20 protein-coding genes are annotated in these 20,417 nt (G+C 45.1%); 11 read left to right on the top strand and 9 right to left on the bottom strand.

The window, feature by feature from the left end:
- Positions 1–58 precede the first annotated feature (58 nt).
- From V2H45_RS19245 to V2H45_RS19230, 4 genes are read left to right on the top strand one after another with little or no spacing between them, the layout of a single operon-like run.
- Positions 59–1,216: a GGDEF domain-containing protein gene (locus tag V2H45_RS19245; RefSeq protein ID WP_330485300.1), complete on the top strand. Its 1,158-nt coding sequence runs from the start codon at positions 59–61 to the stop codon at positions 1,214–1,216.
- Between the two features lie 11 nt (positions 1,217–1,227).
- Positions 1,228–2,337, top strand: a complete 1,110-nt coding sequence (locus V2H45_RS19240) for an AI-2E family transporter (RefSeq protein WP_330485299.1) — start codon at positions 1,228–1,230, stop codon at positions 2,335–2,337.
- Between the two features lie 60 nt (positions 2,338–2,397).
- Positions 2,398–3,132 carry a gamma-glutamylcyclotransferase gene (locus V2H45_RS19235; protein WP_330485298.1) on the top strand — a complete coding sequence of 245 codons (735 nt, stop codon included), beginning with the start codon at positions 2,398–2,400 and terminating at the stop codon, positions 3,130–3,132.
- Between the two features lie 2 nt (positions 3,133–3,134).
- Positions 3,135–3,587, top strand: a complete 453-nt coding sequence (locus V2H45_RS19230) for an acyl-CoA thioesterase (protein ID WP_330485297.1) — start codon at positions 3,135–3,137, stop codon at positions 3,585–3,587.
- Between the two features lie 62 nt (positions 3,588–3,649).
- On the opposite strand, the gene menH is transcribed toward V2H45_RS19230, so the two are convergent.
- Entirely contained in the window at positions 3,650–4,516 is an 867-nt protein-coding gene (gene menH, locus V2H45_RS19225) for a 2-succinyl-6-hydroxy-2,4-cyclohexadiene-1-carboxylate synthase (protein WP_330485296.1), read from the bottom strand.
- 99 nt (positions 4,517–4,615) lie between these two features.
- Between menH and V2H45_RS19220 the strand changes: the two genes are divergently transcribed.
- From V2H45_RS19220 to dprA, 3 genes are all read left to right on the top strand, one after another.
- Entirely contained in the window at positions 4,616–5,488 is an 873-nt protein-coding gene (locus V2H45_RS19220) for an NAD(P)-dependent oxidoreductase (RefSeq protein WP_330485295.1), read from the top strand.
- A 74-nt stretch (positions 5,489–5,562) separates the two neighbouring features.
- A complete protein-coding gene (locus V2H45_RS19215; RefSeq protein ID WP_330485294.1) occupies positions 5,563–6,117 on the top strand; it encodes an adenylate kinase family protein in 555 nt (184 codons plus the stop codon).
- Positions 6,117–7,208, top strand: a complete 1,092-nt coding sequence (dprA, locus tag V2H45_RS19210; protein WP_330485293.1) for a DNA-processing protein DprA — start codon at positions 6,117–6,119, stop codon at positions 7,206–7,208. Before V2H45_RS19215 ends, dprA begins: the two co-directional genes overlap by 1 nt.
- A gap of 277 nt (positions 7,209–7,485) precedes the next feature.
- Here dprA and V2H45_RS19205 read toward each other — a convergent pair whose 3' ends face one another.
- Entirely contained in the window at positions 7,486–8,784 is a 1,299-nt protein-coding gene (locus V2H45_RS19205) for a hemolysin family protein (protein WP_330485292.1), read from the bottom strand.
- A gap of 285 nt (positions 8,785–9,069) precedes the next feature.
- Complete coding sequence (locus V2H45_RS19200) at positions 9,070–9,222, bottom strand: chlorophyll A-B binding protein (protein ID WP_330485291.1); 153 nt, start codon at positions 9,220–9,222, stop codon at positions 9,070–9,072.
- 273 nt (positions 9,223–9,495) lie between these two features.
- On the opposite strand from V2H45_RS19200, the gene V2H45_RS19195 reads away from it, so the two are divergent.
- A complete protein-coding gene (locus tag V2H45_RS19195; RefSeq protein WP_330485290.1) occupies positions 9,496–11,067 on the top strand; it encodes a tetratricopeptide repeat protein in 1,572 nt (523 codons plus the stop codon).
- A 177-nt stretch (positions 11,068–11,244) separates the two neighbouring features.
- Here V2H45_RS19195 and ndk read toward each other — a convergent pair whose 3' ends face one another.
- Positions 11,245–11,694, bottom strand: coding sequence for a nucleoside-diphosphate kinase (ndk, locus tag V2H45_RS19190; RefSeq protein ID WP_330485289.1), 450 nt, complete (start codon positions 11,692–11,694; stop codon positions 11,245–11,247).
- Between the two features lie 70 nt (positions 11,695–11,764).
- The gene (locus tag V2H45_RS19185) at positions 11,765–12,451 is read right to left on the bottom strand and encodes a riboflavin synthase (RefSeq protein ID WP_330485288.1); all 687 of its coding nucleotides are present in this window, start codon (positions 12,449–12,451) and stop codon (positions 11,765–11,767) included.
- Between the two features lie 124 nt (positions 12,452–12,575).
- Here V2H45_RS19185 and V2H45_RS19180 point away from each other — a divergent pair, with 124 nt between their 5' ends.
- Positions 12,576–15,353 carry a CHAT domain-containing protein gene (locus tag V2H45_RS19180; protein WP_330485287.1) on the top strand — a complete coding sequence of 926 codons (2,778 nt, stop codon included), beginning with the start codon at positions 12,576–12,578 and terminating at the stop codon, positions 15,351–15,353.
- A gap of 111 nt (positions 15,354–15,464) precedes the next feature.
- On the opposite strand, the gene V2H45_RS19175 is transcribed toward V2H45_RS19180, so the two are convergent.
- The gene (locus V2H45_RS19175; RefSeq protein WP_330485286.1) at positions 15,465–16,043 is read right to left on the bottom strand and encodes a YdcF family protein; all 579 of its coding nucleotides are present in this window, start codon (positions 16,041–16,043) and stop codon (positions 15,465–15,467) included.
- Between the two features lie 99 nt (positions 16,044–16,142).
- Positions 16,143–16,739, bottom strand: a complete 597-nt coding sequence (gene recR, locus V2H45_RS19170; RefSeq protein ID WP_330485285.1) for a recombination mediator RecR — start codon at positions 16,737–16,739, stop codon at positions 16,143–16,145.
- Positions 16,740–16,884: 145 nt separating this feature from the next.
- Here recR and coaBC point away from each other — a divergent pair, with 145 nt between their 5' ends.
- Positions 16,885–18,093: a bifunctional phosphopantothenoylcysteine decarboxylase/phosphopantothenate--cysteine ligase CoaBC gene (coaBC, locus tag V2H45_RS19165; protein ID WP_330485284.1), complete on the top strand. Its 1,209-nt coding sequence runs from the start codon at positions 16,885–16,887 to the stop codon at positions 18,091–18,093.
- An 85-nt stretch (positions 18,094–18,178) separates the two neighbouring features.
- Here coaBC and V2H45_RS19160 read toward each other — a convergent pair whose 3' ends face one another.
- Positions 18,179–18,535, bottom strand: coding sequence for a tetratricopeptide repeat protein (locus tag V2H45_RS19160; protein ID WP_330485283.1), 357 nt, complete (start codon positions 18,533–18,535; stop codon positions 18,179–18,181).
- Positions 18,536–18,879: 344 nt separating this feature from the next.
- On the opposite strand from V2H45_RS19160, the gene V2H45_RS19155 reads away from it, so the two are divergent.
- Positions 18,880–19,386 carry a phosphate-starvation-inducible PsiE family protein gene (locus V2H45_RS19155; protein WP_330485282.1) on the top strand — a complete coding sequence of 169 codons (507 nt, stop codon included), beginning with the start codon at positions 18,880–18,882 and terminating at the stop codon, positions 19,384–19,386.
- A gap of 59 nt (positions 19,387–19,445) precedes the next feature.
- Here the strand turns inward: V2H45_RS19155 and V2H45_RS19150 are convergent.
- Positions 19,446–20,417: McrB family protein (locus V2H45_RS19150; protein WP_330485281.1), on the bottom strand; the 972-nt coding region annotated here is incomplete at its 5' end.

The following is a 20,417-nucleotide window of genomic DNA, read 5'->3' as shown; positions in this document are numbered from 1 at the left end:
CCTTTTTTCTTGATTTTTATTCTCTTTTGGGTTCTCATGAATAATGTAGGCTAAGCCTATGAATCTTGATTTTCAAACAGTCGCTGTTATCGTCGCAATTTCTGCTATGTTACAGTCCATCGTACTGATTTTTTTGTGGTTTTTGGCAAATAAGTATCAAGGAATTAGTACGTTTACGATTGGCAGAATCTTATCAGCAACGGGCTTTATGGTTGCTTCGATGCGATCGCTCCTTCCTCCCCTATTCACCATTTTTTTGGCAAATGTGTTTTTGCTTGCTGCGATATCCCTCTCATGCGTGGGCGTTGGGCAATTTGTCGGCAGAAAAAATAATTATGCCTATCTGATTGGTTTGAACGCCACATTCGCTCTTATTCAGATATACTTCCTGTATATTAATGACAATTTCTTTGCTAGGGCGTTTAGTCTTTCTCTATTCAGTCTGCCTATCCTATTTTTGACTGCTTATTACTTGGCAAAATGCCGCGATCGCAACTTTCTTGCTTCAGCTCGGTTTACCTTAGTTGTGGTTAGCACATTCACCATGCTGGGCGTTGCGCGTGCGATTCTTCTACTCAAAAACCCTCCCACTAGTATATTTGAGCCTAATTTATCCAATGCGATCGCATTTATTGGCACGTTTGCGTTTGGCTTTTTGTGGACAGGTGGTTTCATGATGATGGTGACGCAACGTCTCTATCAGGAACTCTATATTCTTGCTAGCGTAGACATGCTGACCCAATCGCTCAATCGACGGTCGATGCAGCAACATTTAAACTATGAGGCCCTGCGATTTGAGCGCACCAAAACACCTTTCTCGTTGATTTTATTGGATGTGGATTTTTTTAAGCGGATTAACGACACCTATGGGCATGATGGAGGAGATTTGGTGTTAACACATCTCGCAAATATTCTGCAACAAAAGTTGCGCAGCTACGATCGCCTCAGCCGCTGGGGTGGTGAGGAATTTTTAGTCCTGCTGCCTGAAACCTCCTTACAAAAGGCAGAAGAGATTGCCGAAAGGTTGCGTGCTACGGTTGAGGAAAATCCTGCGGGCAATGGAACCATCCACAATACGATTAGTTTGGGTGTCGCAGAGATTGCCAAACATGGTAACTCAGTCACAAGTCTGATCACGGCTGCCGATCGCGCACTTTATCAAGCCAAACAGACGGGTCGTAATTGTGTTGTCGTGGCATCTAACGGTAATTCATAGGGATAGACGTAGTGAATCAAAAGTCTCTATTTTGGCGGTATTTCAGACGCGTTGCGATCGCGATCGTGGCAATTTACCTCGTGTTTCGGCTGCGTCAAACCGTGCAATTGCTCCTTACCAGCCTATTTTTTGCGGGGGCAATCACGCCCCTCGTGCAGCAAATGACTGGCTTTCGGCTGAAAATCAGAAACAGGTGGGATTTGGGCTTAAATCGGGGCTGGGCTGTAGGAATTATCTACACAGTGTTTCTACTGGTGCTAATCATTACGATCGCGCCAGCCCCCAAATTGCTGTCAGAATTAGGTCAATTTTTTACCCAGTTCCCAACTCTAGTCGAGAAAATCCGCATTCCCAAAGATGGAACTTTTTTGGGGATGAGCCAGCAACAACTGAATAACCTCTTACAAAAGCAACCTTTGCTCGATCAGGTGCAAGTTTGGGGAAGAGATATTGCTGGGCAGGCGGTAGACACGACGTTAAAACTGTTTAATGCTTTGGGAATTGGACTTTTGAGCATGTTGATCACGGGCTATATGGTGGTCAATTCCGAGCAGCTCCTCAATCGCGTCCTGAGTCCTTTTTCTCCAGAAATTCAGCATGAAGTTAGAGAACTAATTCCACCGATTACCCGCTGCCTAGGGGCTTACGTTTTAGGTAAGATCGGCACATCGACCTTGTTAGGATTTTGCATCTATTTGACCCTGACATTTTTTGACGTACAGTTTGCGGGAGCTTTGGGGCTACTCGTGGCAGTGGCAAATTTGATTCCCTATGTTGGCGGATTTTTGGGGTTGATTCCGATCGCGATCGCGGCATGGAGCTTAGGTACAACCCAAGTCTTTTTTGCGGTGTTTATTTGCTTTACGCTCCAACAAATAGAAGCATTTTTCTTACAGCCTTGGCTGGTGGCTCCCTATCTCAACCTCGATCCGTTTGAACTTTTACTGTCGATTATTATTGGGGCGGAGTTGTTGGGGGTTGTAGGGGCGTTAATTGCACCACCTGTAGCAGGTGTAGCTCGAATTATGTTTAATCGCTTCTATCAAAAATATCGCGATGGTAATTTGAATTCGTCAGAGTCAGAGAAATTTGATAAACCGCCTGAAAAGCCCATAAAATAACGGTTCAAACGCTCAATCTGTAGGGACAAAGCATCTTAAATCCTTGAAATTTACGCTCAAATGCTCAATCGCTCTCTTTGGTTCAATCAGCTCGATCTATTATCCATCTTCCAGATCTTAGGGGAGCTTAATTCGATTCGGAATGCCAACAAGCAAAGCCAGAATTTGTCAGTGAGAGAACGCGGCGATCGCTGGCTAAATCTTGTCCATCGCATCAGCGATCGCACCCAACATTTTTATCGAAATTCCAGTGATGAATTTGAGCGGGAATGCAATCGATTGCTTGACTGTGGTGAAGCCCTATCGACACAGGCTATTTACGAATTTCTAAACTGTCTTAGCGAGGAAGCTCAAACCAAGATTTGCACGAGCTACAGCACAAGCAGTTTTTCAGATTTAGTTCCTACATGCGCTATCGATATTTGCATGGAAGTATGGATCGATTTGCTTTTCGATTTCCCCTCGCAACGCCTTGCTGTCTATGGCACATTAGCACCCGGTGAGTCAAATCATCATATTCTCAAACCAATCTTGGGTAAATGGTATGATGGTTTTTCTGTATATGGAAATCTCACAACCTATAAAGGATATCCATTTCTGCTGTTAGATCAAATCGATCTGAAGACAGCTCAACCCAATATCAAGATTAAGTTGTTTAGTTCGAGCGATTTACCCACACACTTCGATCGCATTGATGCGTTTGAGGGAGAAGATTACCAGCGAGTTCTCATCCCGATCTTTGATGCGGCTGGATTTGCGATCGCCAATATTTATCAAGGAATTCCCAACGGTTAATTATGCCTTTTACCTATCATCGCACGATCCGTTTCCAAGACACCGATGCCGCAGGTGTGGTTTACTTTGCCAATGTTTTAAGTATTTGCCATGAGGCCTATGAAGCTTCTCTAATTGCTGTGGGTATCGACCTAAAATCGTTCTTTCGCAATCCTAATTTTGCCATTCCGATCGCTCACGTCGATATTGATTTTTACAAGCCAATGTTTTGCGGCGATCGCATTGTTGTCGAACTAACTCCCCAGCAAAGCGATCGTCAAGAATTTGAGATTCACTATAGAATCTTTGCAGAATTAAGCGAATCTTTAGATATCCAAGAAAAGAATTCCACGAATTCGGCCGATTCCAAACCGATCTGTAAAGCTTTCACAAGGCACGTTTGCATCAACCCTTCCACGAGAACTAGAGCAGAGATATCTGCGAAAATGGAACAATGGCTGCAAATCCTGAATTGACTAAGAATGATAGAGTTGGTCATGTGTTTCTGTATGGGTTAGCTACTTTGTAGTATTTGAGTCTAAGCAAGGCTATATGGGAATGCTTCGCCCGAACTCCTCGACAGAAAGTCAGAAACTTGCGGTGTAAATATCGCTGGGTTCTCAAAATGAATATTATGCCCGCAGTTAGAAATAATCTCCAGTCGCACGGGGTTCTCTTTAGTGCGTTCGCTACCAGACACATAAACCATTTCAGTATTTAATGCCACAAATTTTCGATCTAATTCTCCTGCTAATAGGAGTAACGGGATTTGGTTATTTTGCAATTTGTCCCATAGAGATGGTTGCTTTCCAGTACTGAGGTTGCAAAGAGATTTCGCTAAATTGGTTGGAGAGTTTTGCGATCGCTTCGCCAGCATTCGTTCAAAATCTGGATGTGCTTTTGTGGAAGCAAATAGCGCTTGGTTGTACCATCTGACTAAAAAAGAGAACAGATCGCCATTTTCCAATTCCCTTGCCAACTTTCGATCGCTTTGCAAGCGCTCGATTCTCTCCATCTCCGTTTTGAGCCCGGGGGAGGCTGATTCTAAAACCGCCTTACGAAAATATTGTGGAAAGTAAAGTGTGAGGTAGAGAGCCAAACGCCCTCCCATAGAATAGCCCACCAAAAAGCATTGCCCAATATTTAACGCTTCTAAAAACTGAACGATTCCATTCGCCGTTGGCATCATTTCAAAATTCCGATCGCCACCAGTAACCTGTGTTTCTCCATGCCCCGGCAGATCGATCGCCAAGCAATAGAATCGCTCGCATAAGCGAGCGATTACCTCCTTAAACTCGTAGCGATCGCCCATAAATCCATGCAAAAACAAAATCGCTGGATGGCTCGAATTTCCTGACGCATAATAATGGAAAATATAGTTGGTGACTTGGAGCGATCGTTCCATAGTAATTCGTTAGAGCTATCTGAAACTATTGGTAAAAACGGTAAGAGGTGTTAATTTAGTTAGGTCAGATGACATATCAACCCTCAAACTTAGATCGTTGTGAATATTGGATTTTTGGGAACTGGACTGATGGGTGAGCCCATGGCTCAAAGATTACTGGCAGCAAATTTGGCTGTTACAGTCTACAATCGTACCCCATCGAAAGTAGCATCTCTAGCAAAGGCAGGGGCAGCGATCGCAAATTCTCCCGCAGAATTAATCCGAACTTCCGACTGCATTATTCTCATGCTTTCAGATGCGATCGCGATTTCTGAAGTCCTACTCTCTGAGGCTAGTCAAGCTCAGCTTGCAGGTCGCACCGTGATTTCTATGAGTACAATTTCTCCGACACAGAGTCGAGATATCAGCGATCGCATCCTTGCTGCCTCAGCGGAGTATCTGGAAGCGCCCGTATTGGGAAGTATCCCCGAAGCAAAGACGGGCAATCTAATTGTGATGGTTGGTTCTACGCCCCAACAATTTCAACAATGGCAGGGGCTATTACAGCATCTTGGTTCTGAGCCTCGCTACATTGGAACGGTTGGTATGGCAGCCGCATTGAAACTCGCACTCAATCAACTGATTGCTTCGCTAACAACCGCTTTTTCCCTGAGTTTAGGCTTAGTCGAACGTTATGGTGTAGATACAGAAGCCTTTATGCAAATTTTGCGAACGAGTGCGCTCTATGCCACTACATTCGATAAAAAGCTGTCGCGAATGCTCGAAGGGAACTACGACAACCCCAACTTTCCTACCAAGCATTTGCTAAAAGATACCAAGCTATTTCTATCGGAAGCGGAAACCCTCGGCTTACAGAGTCAGAGCCTTGATGGAGTTCGACAGATCTTAGAACAAGCGATCGCCCTCGGTTTGGCAGATGCTGATTATTCTGCCCTTTTCGCGGCGGTGAATCCCCCTACCTTAAAAGGATAAATTATGCAAAGATAAACTAGATTAAGGTGAAATTGTAGATATAAATCCCGATAGTACGGATACAAAGTCCTAACATGACTAGATTAATTTTTTTAGGTGCAGCGGGCTCAGGCAAGACCACACAAGCACATCTGCTTTCAGAAATTTTAAAGATGCCTGCGATCTCCTCCGGTGAGATGCTGCGGAGCGCGATCGGGTTTGGTTTGGAGTTAGGTGATGAAGTCCGTCGCTACGTCGAATCTGGAGAGCTAGTACCCGACGAGTTGATGATTAGTTTACTGAGGACAATCCTTACCCATCCCAATTTCGAGCGCTGTTGGGCAATTGAAGGATATCCTCGCACGGCTTTTCAGGCGGAGGAACTCGATTTTTTGTTGGAGGAATTGAATCAGCCTCTCGATCTTGCCATTTACTTGAAAGTCTCTGAAGACATCCTGATGCAGCGATCGCTGGCTAGGGGTGATTACGATGATACCACCGAATTAATTCATAAACGTCTGCAACTATTTCAAGAGCGAACCACACCGATTTTGGACTATTACGAACACAAACAGAAGTTGGTGACGATCGATGGCAGTTTAGATCCAGCGAGCATCACAGCACAAATCCAGCAAAAATTAGCAGGTTAATGGAACGAGCATATTGGTTGGCTTGGTCAACCATCTACGGAATTGGTTCAGTTTTACTGAAGCGCATCTATTTGGGTTTCGGTTCCTTAGAGGCAGCATGGAAAGCCCCGATTGAAGAGCTAGCAGAAATCGAAGGGTTAGGAAAACAGGTCTGTGAAGCGATTCAGCGCGATCGCCTCAGTCTCGATCCCAAGCAACTGCTTACTGACCACCTGAGCAAAAATCCTGACTTTTGGACACCCGCCGATCCAGAATATCCCAAACTACTCTGGGAAATTCCCGATCCACCACCCATTCTGTACTATCGCGGTAATTTAAAATCTTGGTCAGAACGCTATACCGTGGGAATCGTCGGAACTCGTTCTCCCACAGCCTATGGAAGACGTTGGACGAAAAAGATCGCACAAGCGCTGGCGGAACGTGGTTTTACCATCATCTCTGGACTAGCCGATGGCGTCGATGCAGAGGCACATCAGGGATGCTTAAGCATGCAGGGACAGACGATCGCCGTTGTGGGTACGGGTGTAGATCGGGTCTATCCAGCTCGAAATCAAACGCTCTATCAGAAAATCCTTGAGACTGGTTCGATCTTGAGCGAATATCCTCAGGGAACGCCACCCGATCGCGCGCATTTCCCCAAACGCAATCGCATTATTGCAGGATTATGTCGCGCCACGATCGTCATCGAAGCCCCAGAGCGATCGGGCGCACTGATCACGGCGCATCAAGCCAATGACTATAATCGCGATGTCTTTGCACTTCCCGGTTCTCTCGATGTCGAACAAGCCAAGGGATGCTTGAATTTAATCGATAAAGGAGCGCAGATTATTCTCGGCATTGACGAGCTTTTGGAAGCTTTGGGCATGTTACCCCAACTAGATCCTGCCATTGAACCCGTTCAACTGGCTCTTTTAGATCCAATCCAACAAAAGATTTTGGAAGCGATCGGTTTTGATGAAGCTGTGAGTTTCGATCGCATTATCGAACAGGTAAACCTACCGTCAGGAGAAGTGTCTGGTGCATTATTGCAAATGGAACTCTTGGGCGCGATCGCACAGGTTCCTGGTATGCGCTATCAACGCTTAACATAACGTCAGTTCGGGATAAGAAAACCTGAAACGCTATACATCCCAAGGATTCCCCCCAACCCCCCTTGAGAAAAGGGGGGAGAACTCACTTCCCTTTTGCAAGGGGGATGCCCGATAGGGCAGGGGGATCAAACCTCTCGGTTCCAGCAAGTCGGCTTGATTTGTTCCGAAATCCTTAACCCGAACTCAGGTTAACATAAGTTTTCCATCTAATAGGAGCAATTCATGAGCTGAGCCCTATAGTTTATCTATATTTCTGAATCTATACCTCGACTTTCCCCTACGCTATCAATGTGACTAAAACCTTATCTACCCTTGTCCCATCCATGTCTACGACCTCAAATCGAAACCTGTCCCAGTTGAAGTATTCTCCAGTGGTGGGAATGTGCCTCAAATAGCTCATGATAAATCCACCCAAGGTATGGTAAGTTCCATCGCGATCGCTTGGTAAGTCCTCGATTTCTAAAATTTCTTTGACGCGATCGATGGAAAGCATTCCATCTAGCAACCATGAGCCATCTTCTCGTTGTACGGCTTGGCTATCGCTTAGCGAATCGGAAGAAGGCAAGTCACCCACGATTGCCTCTAGTAGGTCGTTAATTGTGACCAAACCCTCAACCCCACCATATTCATCGGTAACCAGTACCATATGGCTGGCGGTCTGTTTAAACAATTCCAAAACATTTAAAGCACGGGTGTTCTCAGCAACAAAGATGGGGGGACGAATACAAGCTTCAAGATTAACTTCTGTACTTCCCATACAAGCCGTTAAAAAATCTCGCAGTTGGATAATTCCCATACATTGATCGAGATTTTCTCTAGCCACAGGAAATCGGGAAAAGACACTATTCATCACTTCCTGTTGCATCTCAATAAAAGGTGCATCTAGATCGAGCCACACGATCTCTGTACGAGGTGTCATCAGAGCCTTGATTGGGCGATCTCCTAATCGAAAGACGCGCTCTACCATCTCTTGCTCAGCTTCTTCAAATGTGCCAGCCTCTGCTCCCTGCGCAATGAGAACCTTGATTTCTTCTTCGGTAACCGGATCTTCTTCGGTGGCTTGAATGCCCAAAAGACGCAATAAAGCATCGGTAGAACCACTTAACAGGTATACGACTGGCGTTCCTAGCTTTGCCAACCACTGCATGGGAATCGCGACAAAACAGGCGATTTGTTCGGCATTGCCTAAAGCTAGACGTTTGGGGACAAGTTCGCCAATGACCAACGATAAGTAGGTGATAACTGCTACAACCACAGAAAAGCTAATGGTGTCGCTATAGGGAACTAAAAATGGAACTAAGTTCAGGAGTTCTTTGAGGCGTTGGGCAACGGCAGCACCACCGACAGCACCGCTCAAAATTCCAATTAGGGTAATGCCAATTTGCGCCGTTGAGAAAAAATTATTTGGGGAATTTGCTAGTTCTAGGGCAGCTTTTGCTTTACGATTTCCCTCTTTTGCCCATTGCTCCAAACGCACCTTACGGGCTGACACAATTGCTAGTTCTGACATTGAGAATATGCCATTCGCAACCACTAGTAAAAGTATGAATAAAAATTCAACCGCGATCGAAGTCATTAAATTAAAAACTTACTATGAGTTCTTAAGACAATAGCAATTTTGCGAGATTCTAAAAGAATTTTTGCATAATAAGTTTCGGTTTTGCCAGAGAAAAGCATCAGAGAAAAGCATTAAAAAAAGTACCAGAAAAAAGCATTTAGGCATTCGTCCAAGCATAAATCCGCCAATCCTAGTAGCTGAAACAATCACGTTCAGAATGTAGGAAAAGGCGGACTTAAGTTTATAAATTTTATGAGGACTTGGTGCGAACCAAAATGTTTGAAACAGTTACCTAGTAGGAAACTAGATTAAACCCCAAAAGTGTAGAACACCTTGACCACTGATCAATTCAATTGTTAGAGCAGCAACAAAACCAATCATGGCCAAGCGACCATTCCAGTTTTCAGCGCCGGAAGTAAAACCCCAATTCCAAGTGTTGCGATTATCGTTTTCCATAAGACTTTAATGTTTAACTCAAATACTCTACGGATTAAAATGTAACAGGATTCTTAAAGAAATGCAACGTTTCTTTACATTCTCATCCCATAGATAGACAAGTACAAAAGTTGGGTAGAATCCTTAAGCTTGTCTTCTAAATCTCTGATAGGTGAGGAGTGGATTAAATCAAGGATAGGGTTAATGCTCTTAATTCCCTGTAACATCTCCTGTTAGAGATCGATAAATCTTTGCTGAGTTTTCGGCAGTCTATTCCATAAGAGGAAATAAATCATGCGAAAGTTCTGGAAACGTATTTTGGGCGGTTGCCTTGTCATGCTCCTATCTTGGACGTGGGGCAGTGCTCAAGTGCATGCCGAAACACTAAACCCAGCAAAACCAGTACTGCCATCAGCAGTACCCACGCAAAAGACAAACCTTCCACCCCTTAAAAATCCCGTTAAGTCTCAAGAAGTAAAAGGTCTCAACCTTAAAAATAACGTCAAACCAATTTCTAAAGCTAAGCTTTCTGTCAATGCTGAGCCTAAATTTCAAGGGGTTCCACTTACTTGCTATCTCTCACTCGTACAATCAACCGAGGGCAATCCAGAAAATCAACTTTTTTCGCTGACGGAAATTGCCACAAAATATACCGAAGCCGAACAGTTAACTAAAGCGGCTGAAACCTTAGACAAAGCGATTACATATCTACCCAAAATCGATCGCCCTGCGGTACAGGCTTACGCTACGGTTGAGGTTGCTAGCTACTATGCCAAAGCCGCTCAAAAGCAAAAGTCTTCCCTGTTACTCAATCAAGCGCTAAATCTAGTCAAAGGTTTCACGAATAATACCGATCAAATCTTTGCCACCATTAAGATTGCCCATGAATATAAGGAACTCGGACAAACTGACAAATCAGGTCGCCTATTAGGCCAAGCGCTGCGCTATGTCGATGCTGTACCTGATGACTATGTCAAATCCCGTGCCTATGCGGCGATCGCCAGTGGCTTTAATGAAGTTAAACAGCCAAATCAAACGGCTCAAGCACTGGTACAGGGTATCCAGTATGCTCAAAAAATTACAGATAAATCGCCCAAAGTCAGAGCGTTGACCGAAATTGCTGGTGCCTATGCGGAATCTGGCGAACATGCCAAGGCGATCGCTTCGTTAACCAATGCCTTTAATATCTTAGACGCGCCTAAAGACAAATCATCCGATAAATCATCCGATCAAGATAAAACCCCTGAACTACCCACAGAAATCTTTAAACCTCGTGCCTTAGCCTTGATTGCTAATAAATATGTCAGCACTGCTCAATACGATCGGGCACTTCAGGTAATTGACAATATGGATAAGGCTTCAATTGAGAAGCCCGTTGCCTTGATTGGTCTAGCTAGTAAGTATATTGAAGTGGGTCAACTAGACAAAGCCACTGAGATTCTAGATCGGAGTCTTGCAGGTCTCTTATCTCTGCCAGACTCCCTTGATAAGGCCGTAACCTTGGTAGAGGTCGGGAAGCAATACAATCTAGCCAAGCAGCCCAAGCAAGCGATCGATGTGCTCGATCGAACTTTAAGTATTGCCAGTAAACTCGAGCAACCTCTAGAAAAAGTCTTTGGGTTTACGAATATTGCGGCGGTTTACACTGAAGTTGGCGAAACAGAAAAGGCAGGTAAAACTCTGGATGGTGGGCTATTGATTGTAAATAGCGATCGGAGCCTTAGCGATCGCCCTAGAATGATCGCCGACCTCTCTGGACTCTACTGGTCAGTGGGAAGGCACGATAAAGCATTGGAACTCGCAAAAAGCATCACAAATCCTGCGGAGCAAGAACCAATTCTGAAATTGTTTGAATGCGCAAAATAAGCGATTTGAATTGACTCGATCCCAGTAGTTTTGCAAAGCGGCTCGCAAATCAGAATTTGCGAGCCGCTTTGTGTTTCTGCTTTGTCTTTCTTTGTCTTTCAAAAAAGCTACGTCAGAGCTTGCCTGAAAATGGCATTAGGTATTTGTGCGATGGAAATAGCCTAAATGCGATCGCCTCTATTCATAAATCCAAGTGGAAATGCTGGGCTGCCAGTTACATAGCTCAGCTGGGGTGAACCAAAGCGCAATCTCGCGCTCGGCAGTATCTGGTGCATCAGAACCATGAATAATGTTACGACCGACATCAACCCCAAAATCACCACGAATTGTGCCATTTTCAGCATTGAGGGGGTTGGTTACACCGATAATCTTCCGTGCCGATGCAATGACACCCTTACCTTCCCATACCATCGCCACAACGGGCGCAGAGGTAATAAAGTTAACTAAACCGGGGAAGAAGGGTCTTTCTTTATGCTCGCCGTAATGCTTCTCAGCAAGCTCGCGGCTCACTTGGACAAGTTTTAATCCTACTAACTGAAATCCCTTAGATTCAAAGCGTCCGATGATGTTTCCCACCAAGCCACGCTGAACACCGTCGGGCTTTACCGCCAAAAAAGTACGCTCCATATCTGTAGTCTTAAGTTCTATAACGATTACCCGAAAATTATTTCATGATTAGGTTGCTTGTGATGCAGCCTTACCAACCATGCTCGGTCAAAAATTCGGGCGTGATGGCTTGAAGCATTGACTCCTGCTTGTTTGAAGCAGTTTCTGGATAGCGCAAAAACTTCTCGACATATTTGCCAATCATGTCTGCTTCGAGATTAATTTTATCGCCCAGACTCAAATACTTAAGATTTGTACTTTCATAGGTATGGGGAATCACGGCGACACTAAAGCGATCGCCCGAATCGCTACATTGCGATACGGTCAAGCTTATGCCATTCACGGCAATGCTACCTTTAAAGACAATATATTTCGCCACTTCTAACGGTGCGTCAAAGGCGATCGCCCAAGAACCGCCCTGTAACTGTCGATCGCGTAACGTCCCTAACCCATCAATATGCCCTGAAACAAAGTGTCCGCCTAGCTTATCCCCAACGGCTAAGGCTGTTTCTAAATTGACATATTTCGAGCTTCTGTCTTGTAAATTTGTTCGGCTCAAGGTTTCAGGCGATACATCCGCAATAAATCCCGAAGATGAGATCTTAGCGACGGTGAGGCAAACTCCATTAACAGCCACGCTGTCGCCGATCGCTAATCTGTTTCTAATTTCTGGACAACGGATCGCGATCTGGTAGCGATCGCATTGCTCAACTTCTCCTAAAGCTTGGACTAAACCTGTAAACATAAAGTAACTGCTACGTACAGAATGTTTCATCATATCGCGACCCTATGAGCATCTTAATAAGATACCCATGCGCTTTCCAGTTTGAGCCCAAAACGAAATTTCTTACAGTTAATTTTCAGGTAAAGTGGAGGGGATTGCCGATGATGAGGTTTGGGTTATGTGGAGAGCTGCAACGTCTATGCGTAAGGGCTTAAGTGCGATCGCTTTAGGAATATTGTTATCTGGACTACCTCTGTGGGTAGTCCCCCCCGAGCATGCTTGGGGACAAACAATACAAGACCGCACAACAGAGGCAGACAATCTCAACCAACTGGGCATCCAGCAATATGGCAAAGGTCAGCTAAAAGAGGCGTTAGCTACATTTCAGCAGGTCTTGGTTATTCGCAAACAGATGAAAGATCGCGCTGGAGAAGGGACAGCTCTTAACAACATCGGCGCAGTTTATAACAGCCTCGGACAGTATTCCCAAGCCCTGGAGTATTACCAGCAATCCCTTGTGATTCGTAAAGAATCCAGTGCGATCGCCTGCACGCCCAATGCCAAAAGCGCGTCCTGCATCGCAGCCCGTACAGGAGAAGAGGCAACTCTCAACAATATCGGCTTGATTTACAGCAGACTCGGGCAATCTTCTAAAGCTTTAGCGTATTACCAGCAAGCTCTTGCGATCATTAAAGAAGTTGGCGATCGCGATGGAGAAGGGGTAACTCTCAATAATATCGGCGCGGTTTATCGCGGACTCGGACAATATTCCAAAGCGCTAGAGTATTATCGGCAGTCCCTTGCGATTATTAAAGAAATCGGCGTCAGTGCTTGCACCCTCAACAGCAAAAGCGAAGCTTGCTCTGAGGCTCGCGATGGAGAAGGAAGAACCCTCAATAATATCGGATTGGTTTACGATAACCTCGGACAATATTCCAAAGCGCTAGAGTATTATCGGCAGTCCCTTGCGATTATTAAAGAAATTGGCGATCGCTATAAAGAGGGGCTAACCCTCAACAACATTGGTACGATTTACGACTACCTCGGACAATATCCCAAAGCCCTTGAGATTTACCAGCAAGCCCTGGCAATCCAAAAGGAAATTGGCGATCGCGCTGGCGCAGGGACAACCCTCAACAATATCGGAGCCGTCTATCGCAACCTCGGACAATATCCCAAAGCTTTAGCGTATTACCAGCAATCCCTTACGATTATTAAAGAAATCGGCGATCGTCCCGAAGAGGGAAGGACTCTCAACAATATCGGATTGGTTTACGATAACCTCGGACAATATTCCAAAGCTCTTGAGTATTACCAGCAATCCCTTGCAATCCAAAAAGAAACGGGCGATCGCTTTGGAGAGGGGAAAAATCTCAGCAATATCGGTTGGATTTACAGCAGGCTGGAACAATATCCCAAAGCCCTTGAGATGTATCAACAATCCTTTGCGCTCCAAAAAGAAATTGGCGATCGCGCTGGTGTAGGGATAACCCTCAGCAATATCGCCTATGCCCTGAACGCTCAATCAAAAACGGAACTAGCTATCCTTTTCTTTAAGCAATCTGTCAGTATTCGCGAATCAATTCGCAAAGATTTGCAGCAACTTAGTCGTGAGGAACAACAGTCTTTTACCCTTACGATAGCTGATACCTATCGCAGCCTTGCCGATCTCTTGCTCAAGCAAGGACGTGTGACAGAAGCATTACAGGTTCTCGATCTACTGAAGGTGCAGGAACTTGAAGACTATCTCAAAAACGTCAAAGGAAACGATCGCACTGCACAGGGAATTCAACTTTTAGAACCAGAAAAGGCGATTAGCGGTCAGATTTTAGCGCTCAGCTCAGACAGCATTCCAGAAATCAATCGTCAACTTGCCAACCAGATCCAGCAACTTCCCAAAGCTGAAATCAATAAAGTTCCCGACTATCTACAAAAGTTACCTCAAGGAGCCGTTTTAATTTATCCTCTGATTCTTAGCGATCGCCTCGAACTGATTGTGTTCTCACCCAATACGCTCCCGAGCAAACACACCGTCCCAATCAAAAAAGCCGATTTTGAGAAACTCGTTACTGATTTTCGGTCTGATTTACGAGACTTCACCTCTATTGATGTCAAAACCTCTGGCAAAAAGCTTTACGATGTTCTAATCAAGCCAATAGAATCTGACCTCAAACAAGCAAAGGCAACGACGATTCTCTACGCTCCAGACGGTATTCTGCGCTATATTCCCCTTGGGGCTCTCTACGACGGCACACAGTGGCTAGTGGAAAACTATCGCGTGAATAATTTGATTGCTTACAGTCTTTTTGAACCAGATCGTAAGCCTCAGGTAAACCTTCGCATCTTTGCAGGTGCATTTGGTGGTAAAGGTGGCGAAACCCGTTTTGGTTTCGGTGGTTTGCCTTCCACCATTCCCGAAGTCGATAATATTCAATCTATATTCCCGAATGCCACTAAGCTAATCGGGCAAGATTTCACCGCTCAATCTAGCAAAAACAAAGTTTCAGGAAATACGATTATCCACTTCGCCACCCACGCCCAGTTTAAATCCGTGAGTCCTCTAGACTCCTATGTGTTGTTTGGGGATGGCAGCAAAGTCACTCTCTCAGAGATTAACGAGTGGCAGCTAAAAGATGCCGATTTAGTCGTTCTCAGTGCCTGTGAGACAGGTGTAGGCAGCTTAGGGAATGGTGCAGAAATCCTCGGTTTTGGCTACCAAGTGCAGCGAGCAGGAGCAAAGGCTTCGATCGCTTCTCTCTGGACAGTCTCCGATGGTGGCACGCAGCTATTGATGGAGTCATTTTATGGAAACCTACAGAAGGGGGATCTCAGCATATCTACTTCTTTGCGTGAGGCGCAGCTAAGCATGATTCGCAGACCTATCAAAACGGGTGAAGTGAATTACAATCATCCCTATTACTGGTCTGCCTTTGTCCTAATTGGAAATGGCTTGTAGAGCCATAAGGAACCAATCACTTACCTCTCTAAGCTCCCAATTCTGAGAGACTTTATGAAATCTTTCCCAGAATTGAGAGCTTATCTGAACTTGAGGGATGCGTGATGAGCGTTATCTATTATGGGTAGATCCGTTTAGAGGAGAGCCTGTAAATAGCCACACCACAGAGCGAAAGCCATCTCTGAGCGACTTAACAGGGGCTTCGTCTTCGCGGCTAGAAGGAATGGATATGGGGTGGATTTTGATACCACGGCTGCCTAAGACAATATTGCCGATCACCTCAGCGCGGGGCATGTGAAAATCTGAAGTGATTAAATAAACATCGGTGACATTGCGATCGCGGAGGGCATCTACCATCGTGGTGAAATTGGTCACCGTGTCCACAGCTCGATAGTCTAGATGAATGCGATTGCGGGGTACACCTGCTTGGTCAAACACATACTTCGCATATTCTTCAGGACTACCCGAAGAAACAAAAATCGGCAGATTGGGATGGTTTAGGGCAAATCGCGCTGCAAATTTTTCGCGGGAGGGGGAACCTCCTAGTACCAAGATGGCTTGGGGCTCTTGTTCGACTCTATGGGTCAAATTAGAGAAACTAGGCAACCCGCCTGTAAATAGCCAGCTAAACGCTATGACCCCTGACAAGGTTACGACAGAACTTGTTTTTCGTAAGGGGAGCTTACTCATCACAAAACCTTTAACTTAATTTGTCACCTATCTTGGTGAATATTATCGATAACGTCGAACAAGCGCAACATGAAATTTCAGGCTTAAGAAAATAAAAAATTAGAAATCTAGCTCTCTACGCCCCTCAAGTGCCTTGGCTAAGGTTACCTCATCCGCGTATTCCAGATCGCCGCCCATGGGAATGCCAAAGGCAATTCGGGTAACTTTGGTAAAGGGTTTGATCAAGCTGCCGACATAGAGTGTCGTTGTCTCGCCTTCTACACTGGGGCTAATTGCCATAATTACCTCCAACACCTTACCACTACTAACTCGCCGCACCAAGCCTTGAATATTGAGTTGATCGGGGCCGATCCCATCCATAGGTGAAATTAAGCCACCTAAAACATGATATTTCCCCCGATATTCGCGGGTTTTTTCGAGGGCGATCAGGTCGCGGGAGTCAGAAACCACACAAATCGCCGCATCGTCACGGCTGGGATTCGCACAGATTTCACAAATAACGTCAGCGGAGAGGTGGTGGCAAGTCGAGCAATAACCTACTTGCTGCTTAGCATCGATCAGGGCTTTGGCTAAAGCCTCCACATCCTCTTCCGGGCGCTTGAGAATGTGCATGGCTAAACGCTGCGCTGTCTTGGGTCCAACCCCAGGTAGCCGTTGTAGTTGCTCGATCAAATTTGCAAGAGGTCGTGTATACAAGACAAAATTTCTCTAACTGTGCTGTTTTTGAGAATAGGGCATTTTCTCGAATATCTACAGTACTTCCTATGAAAGTCCCCATAGAATATTTTTTGGGATACTGATAAAGCCGAGAGAAAAGCATTCATAAGGATCCTGAAAATTCATGGCAAATCGCGTTTTAATCGGAGTCACGGGGGGCATTGCCGCCTATAAAGTCTGCGAGGTGGTCTCCACATTGGCAAAAGCGGGCATTGATGTGCGCGTCATTCTCACCAAATCTGCTGAAGAATTTGTCACCCCTCTCACTTTTGCTACCTTGTCGCGATCGCCTGCCTATACCGATCGCGATTTCTGGCAGCCCGTGCATGGCAGACCCTTACATATCGAACTGGGCGAATGGGCGAATGTTTTGGCGATCGCACCCTTAACTGCCAACACGATGAGCCATCTGGCTTGGGGCATGGCAGATAATTTACTCACGAATACGGTTTTGGCGTCGCAATGTCCCGTACTACTAGCCCCCGCTATGAATACCACCATGTGGTTGCAAGAGACCGTGCAGCAAAATTGGCAGAAACTCCAAACAAATTCGCGCTATTGGGCGATCGCGCCGACCAGTGGCATTCTTGCCTGCGATGCCGTGGGAACGGGACGAATGGCAGAACCAGAGGCGATCGTCAGCTATCTGGAATCCCTGCTTTATACCAAAGGGAAACGGGACTTAAGCGGCAAGCGCGTGCTGGTAAGCGCGGGCGGCACGAGGGAATTTCTCGATCCTGTGCGATTTATTGGCAATCCCGCCACGGGAAAACAGGGTATAGAAATTGCTAAGGCAGCATGGCATCGCGGCGCAGAGGTAACTTTGGTCGCTGCGGGAAATGCTTCGATTCCCAACCAACCAGGTATACGAGTGATTTCGGTGAATTCCTCAGCAGAAATGCATCAAGCCATGTTAGAAGCTTTCCCACAAGCCGATCTGACGATTATGGCAGCAGCGGTAGGCGATGTGCGTCCTGCCACCTACAGCGATCGCAAGATTCCCAAAGCTGAGTTGCCTACGTCCTTGGCACTCGAAGCGATCGCCGATATCGTAGCGGATTTGGGTAAGCGCAAGCGTTCTGACCAGATCTTGGTAGGATTTGCGGCGCAAACTGGCACTGAGGCAGAAATCTTAGCCGCCGCCCAGCAAAAATTGGTGAATAAGGGTTTAGATGCGATCGCAGCCAATGCCGTAGACCAATCGCAAATGGGGTTCGGTACAGCGACGAATCAAGCAACATTTATCCATAAAAGTGGCAGGCAAGCAACAACATCCCTCTGCTCTAAATTACAACTAGCCCATCAATTACTCGATTTCTTGGGAAATTCCTAGGGAATTCTTAGGGGAAAACTATACTCTATACGGCCTTTGCAGATCGCGGGATATCCAGAAGCAGTGAATCGCTCAACTTCAAGTTTTATCCATCACCTTCATCTGCCTCTTCCTCTTTAGGATTAATACTTTCCGCTTTCTGGCAGTCGGCGATCGCTCCTTCCACATCCCCAAGCTTTGCCTTTGCCATGCCCCGATTGAAATATGCAGCCGCAGCTTCATCGGGAACTAGTTCGATCACTTTGGTATAGTCAGCGATCGCACCTTGATAGTCTCTAACCTCAGAGCGATCGTAGGCACGATTGTAGTAAGCCTCTGCAAAGGTTGGATCTAGCTCGATCGCTTTGGTATAGTCAGCGATCGCCCCCACATAGTCTTCTGCTTCTGCTTTTTCCATGCCGCGATCGTTATACGCTTCAGCAGAACTCAATACCTCAGTCATATCAATATCTCCACGATAATTTGTCCCAATTGAGCGCTTGCAAAAGTAATTTCATCAATTACCGACTTTAATTATGCGTTGTCTATGCACCCAATTAAAGTTCCTTCTATCCCATGAGTTTCAACTTTGCTGAAGTCAAAAGCAAAGATTTTGACCTATATTTATAACCTGCTTTACTTTCTGCCGGTATCAAAATCACAAAACTGTATTCTGGAATACCCACACTGGTTTGCATCTAATCATTCGCATAAATAATCCTAATACCCAAGACTGCTGAATATAACATAAGCTTAAGTGAGTTTCAGCAGTCAGGCTTAGGCTAACCAAGCAAAATGGAGAAAGCAATGCACAAGACCCCTAATCAACTGTCAGGTCAGCCCATCACATGGATTGAACGCAATCTTGTGGTACGCACTTTAGAATCCGTTCAAGACTTGATTGTGATTTCCTTATGTATTGGGCTGTTTGGAGTGATGGTACTCCAGCTCAAAGATATGTTCGCATCGTTGCTTTCTCCATCAAACTTCCATTTCCATGCAATCACCGCTGATATTTTATTTGTCCTCATTTTGGTTGAGTTATTTCGACTATTGATTATCTACCTTCAAGAACATCGCGTTTCGATTGGAGTAGCAGTGGAAGTTTCCATCGTTTCGGTTTTGAGAGAAGTGATCGTACGCGGCGTTTTGGAAACTCCTTGGGTACAGATTTTGGTAACGGGGGGCTTTCTCTTAGTGTTAGCGGTCTTGCTTGTGGTCAGAGTTTGGATCCCCCCTACGTTTGAAGGCATCGATCCTGAAACTCGCATCGTGCAAGCCTACAATTCACATAAGGAATCATCCAAAAACTAGACGATCGCAGATGATTTCAAGTCATCCTTAATTGTGGTAACCCAATTGGCGATCGCCTATCAATTGCCAGCTAGTTTTGACATTGCATCTCTAAAATCGTTACCTTGTAAGTCAGCGATTTCAAATTGATTTTCTGGATCGCGAAATTCGCTCAGAGATGCTTTTAGATTTTCATCCATTTCAATTTTCTGAATGAATTTTTCTCCGATAACTACTTTCAGTCGTTTTTCATCGTGATAAAAATACTCTTGTAGAAGTGGAATGATGCGGTGATACCAAGCAAAGCGCAAGTCCTCTAGACTTTCAATATTCATGAAGTAACTGTGACCTATTTGGTAATCGCGCCCTATCATTGCAGTGATAGACTTATTGATTTGGATGAGCACTCGATCGAGTTGGATACCCTCGATATTTTTATCTTTTAGAAGTTCTGGATCGGGCTTGAGTTCGATAAATGTGAATCTGCGGCGGAGGGCAATGTCAAGCAGGGCAATCGAGCGATCGCTTGTATTCATTGTTCCTAAAATATAGAGGTTTTGCGGTACGCCAAACAACTCCTTAGAATAGGGCAGTGTAACCCTTAATTCATTGGACTTGCCTAATCTTTTGTCATCCTCAATCAGCGTAATCAACTCACCAAAAACCTTAGCAATATTCGCTCTATTAATCTCGTCAATAATAATCAAATATTTGTTTTCAGGATCTAATTCAGCTTGCTTACAGATTTGCTTGAATACTCCATCAACAACTCTATAACGAATATCCCCCAATTCATCCGTTATAGGTTTAATCCCTTCTACAAATTCCTCATAGACGAAGGATTGATGGAAAGTCACAAATTTCAAATACTTTGATATATCAGCCTTCTCTTCTGGAGCGCTTATCAGTTCTTGTAGTTGATCGGCTAAACTCTCTTCTACATATTCTTTCCCTAAATCAGTAAGGAACCAAAATCCATCTCGATCCTTTTCAAACAAATAGACTTGTTTGGAAATAATAGATAATAACAAAACAGTTAGAAGACGAGATGT

The organism is Tumidithrix elongata BACA0141 (assembly GCF_036349135.1).
Lineage (GTDB): Bacteria > Cyanobacteriota > Cyanobacteriia > Pseudanabaenales > Pseudanabaenaceae > Tumidithrix > Tumidithrix elongata.
This window is presented reverse-complemented; position numbering and strand designations above follow the sequence as displayed.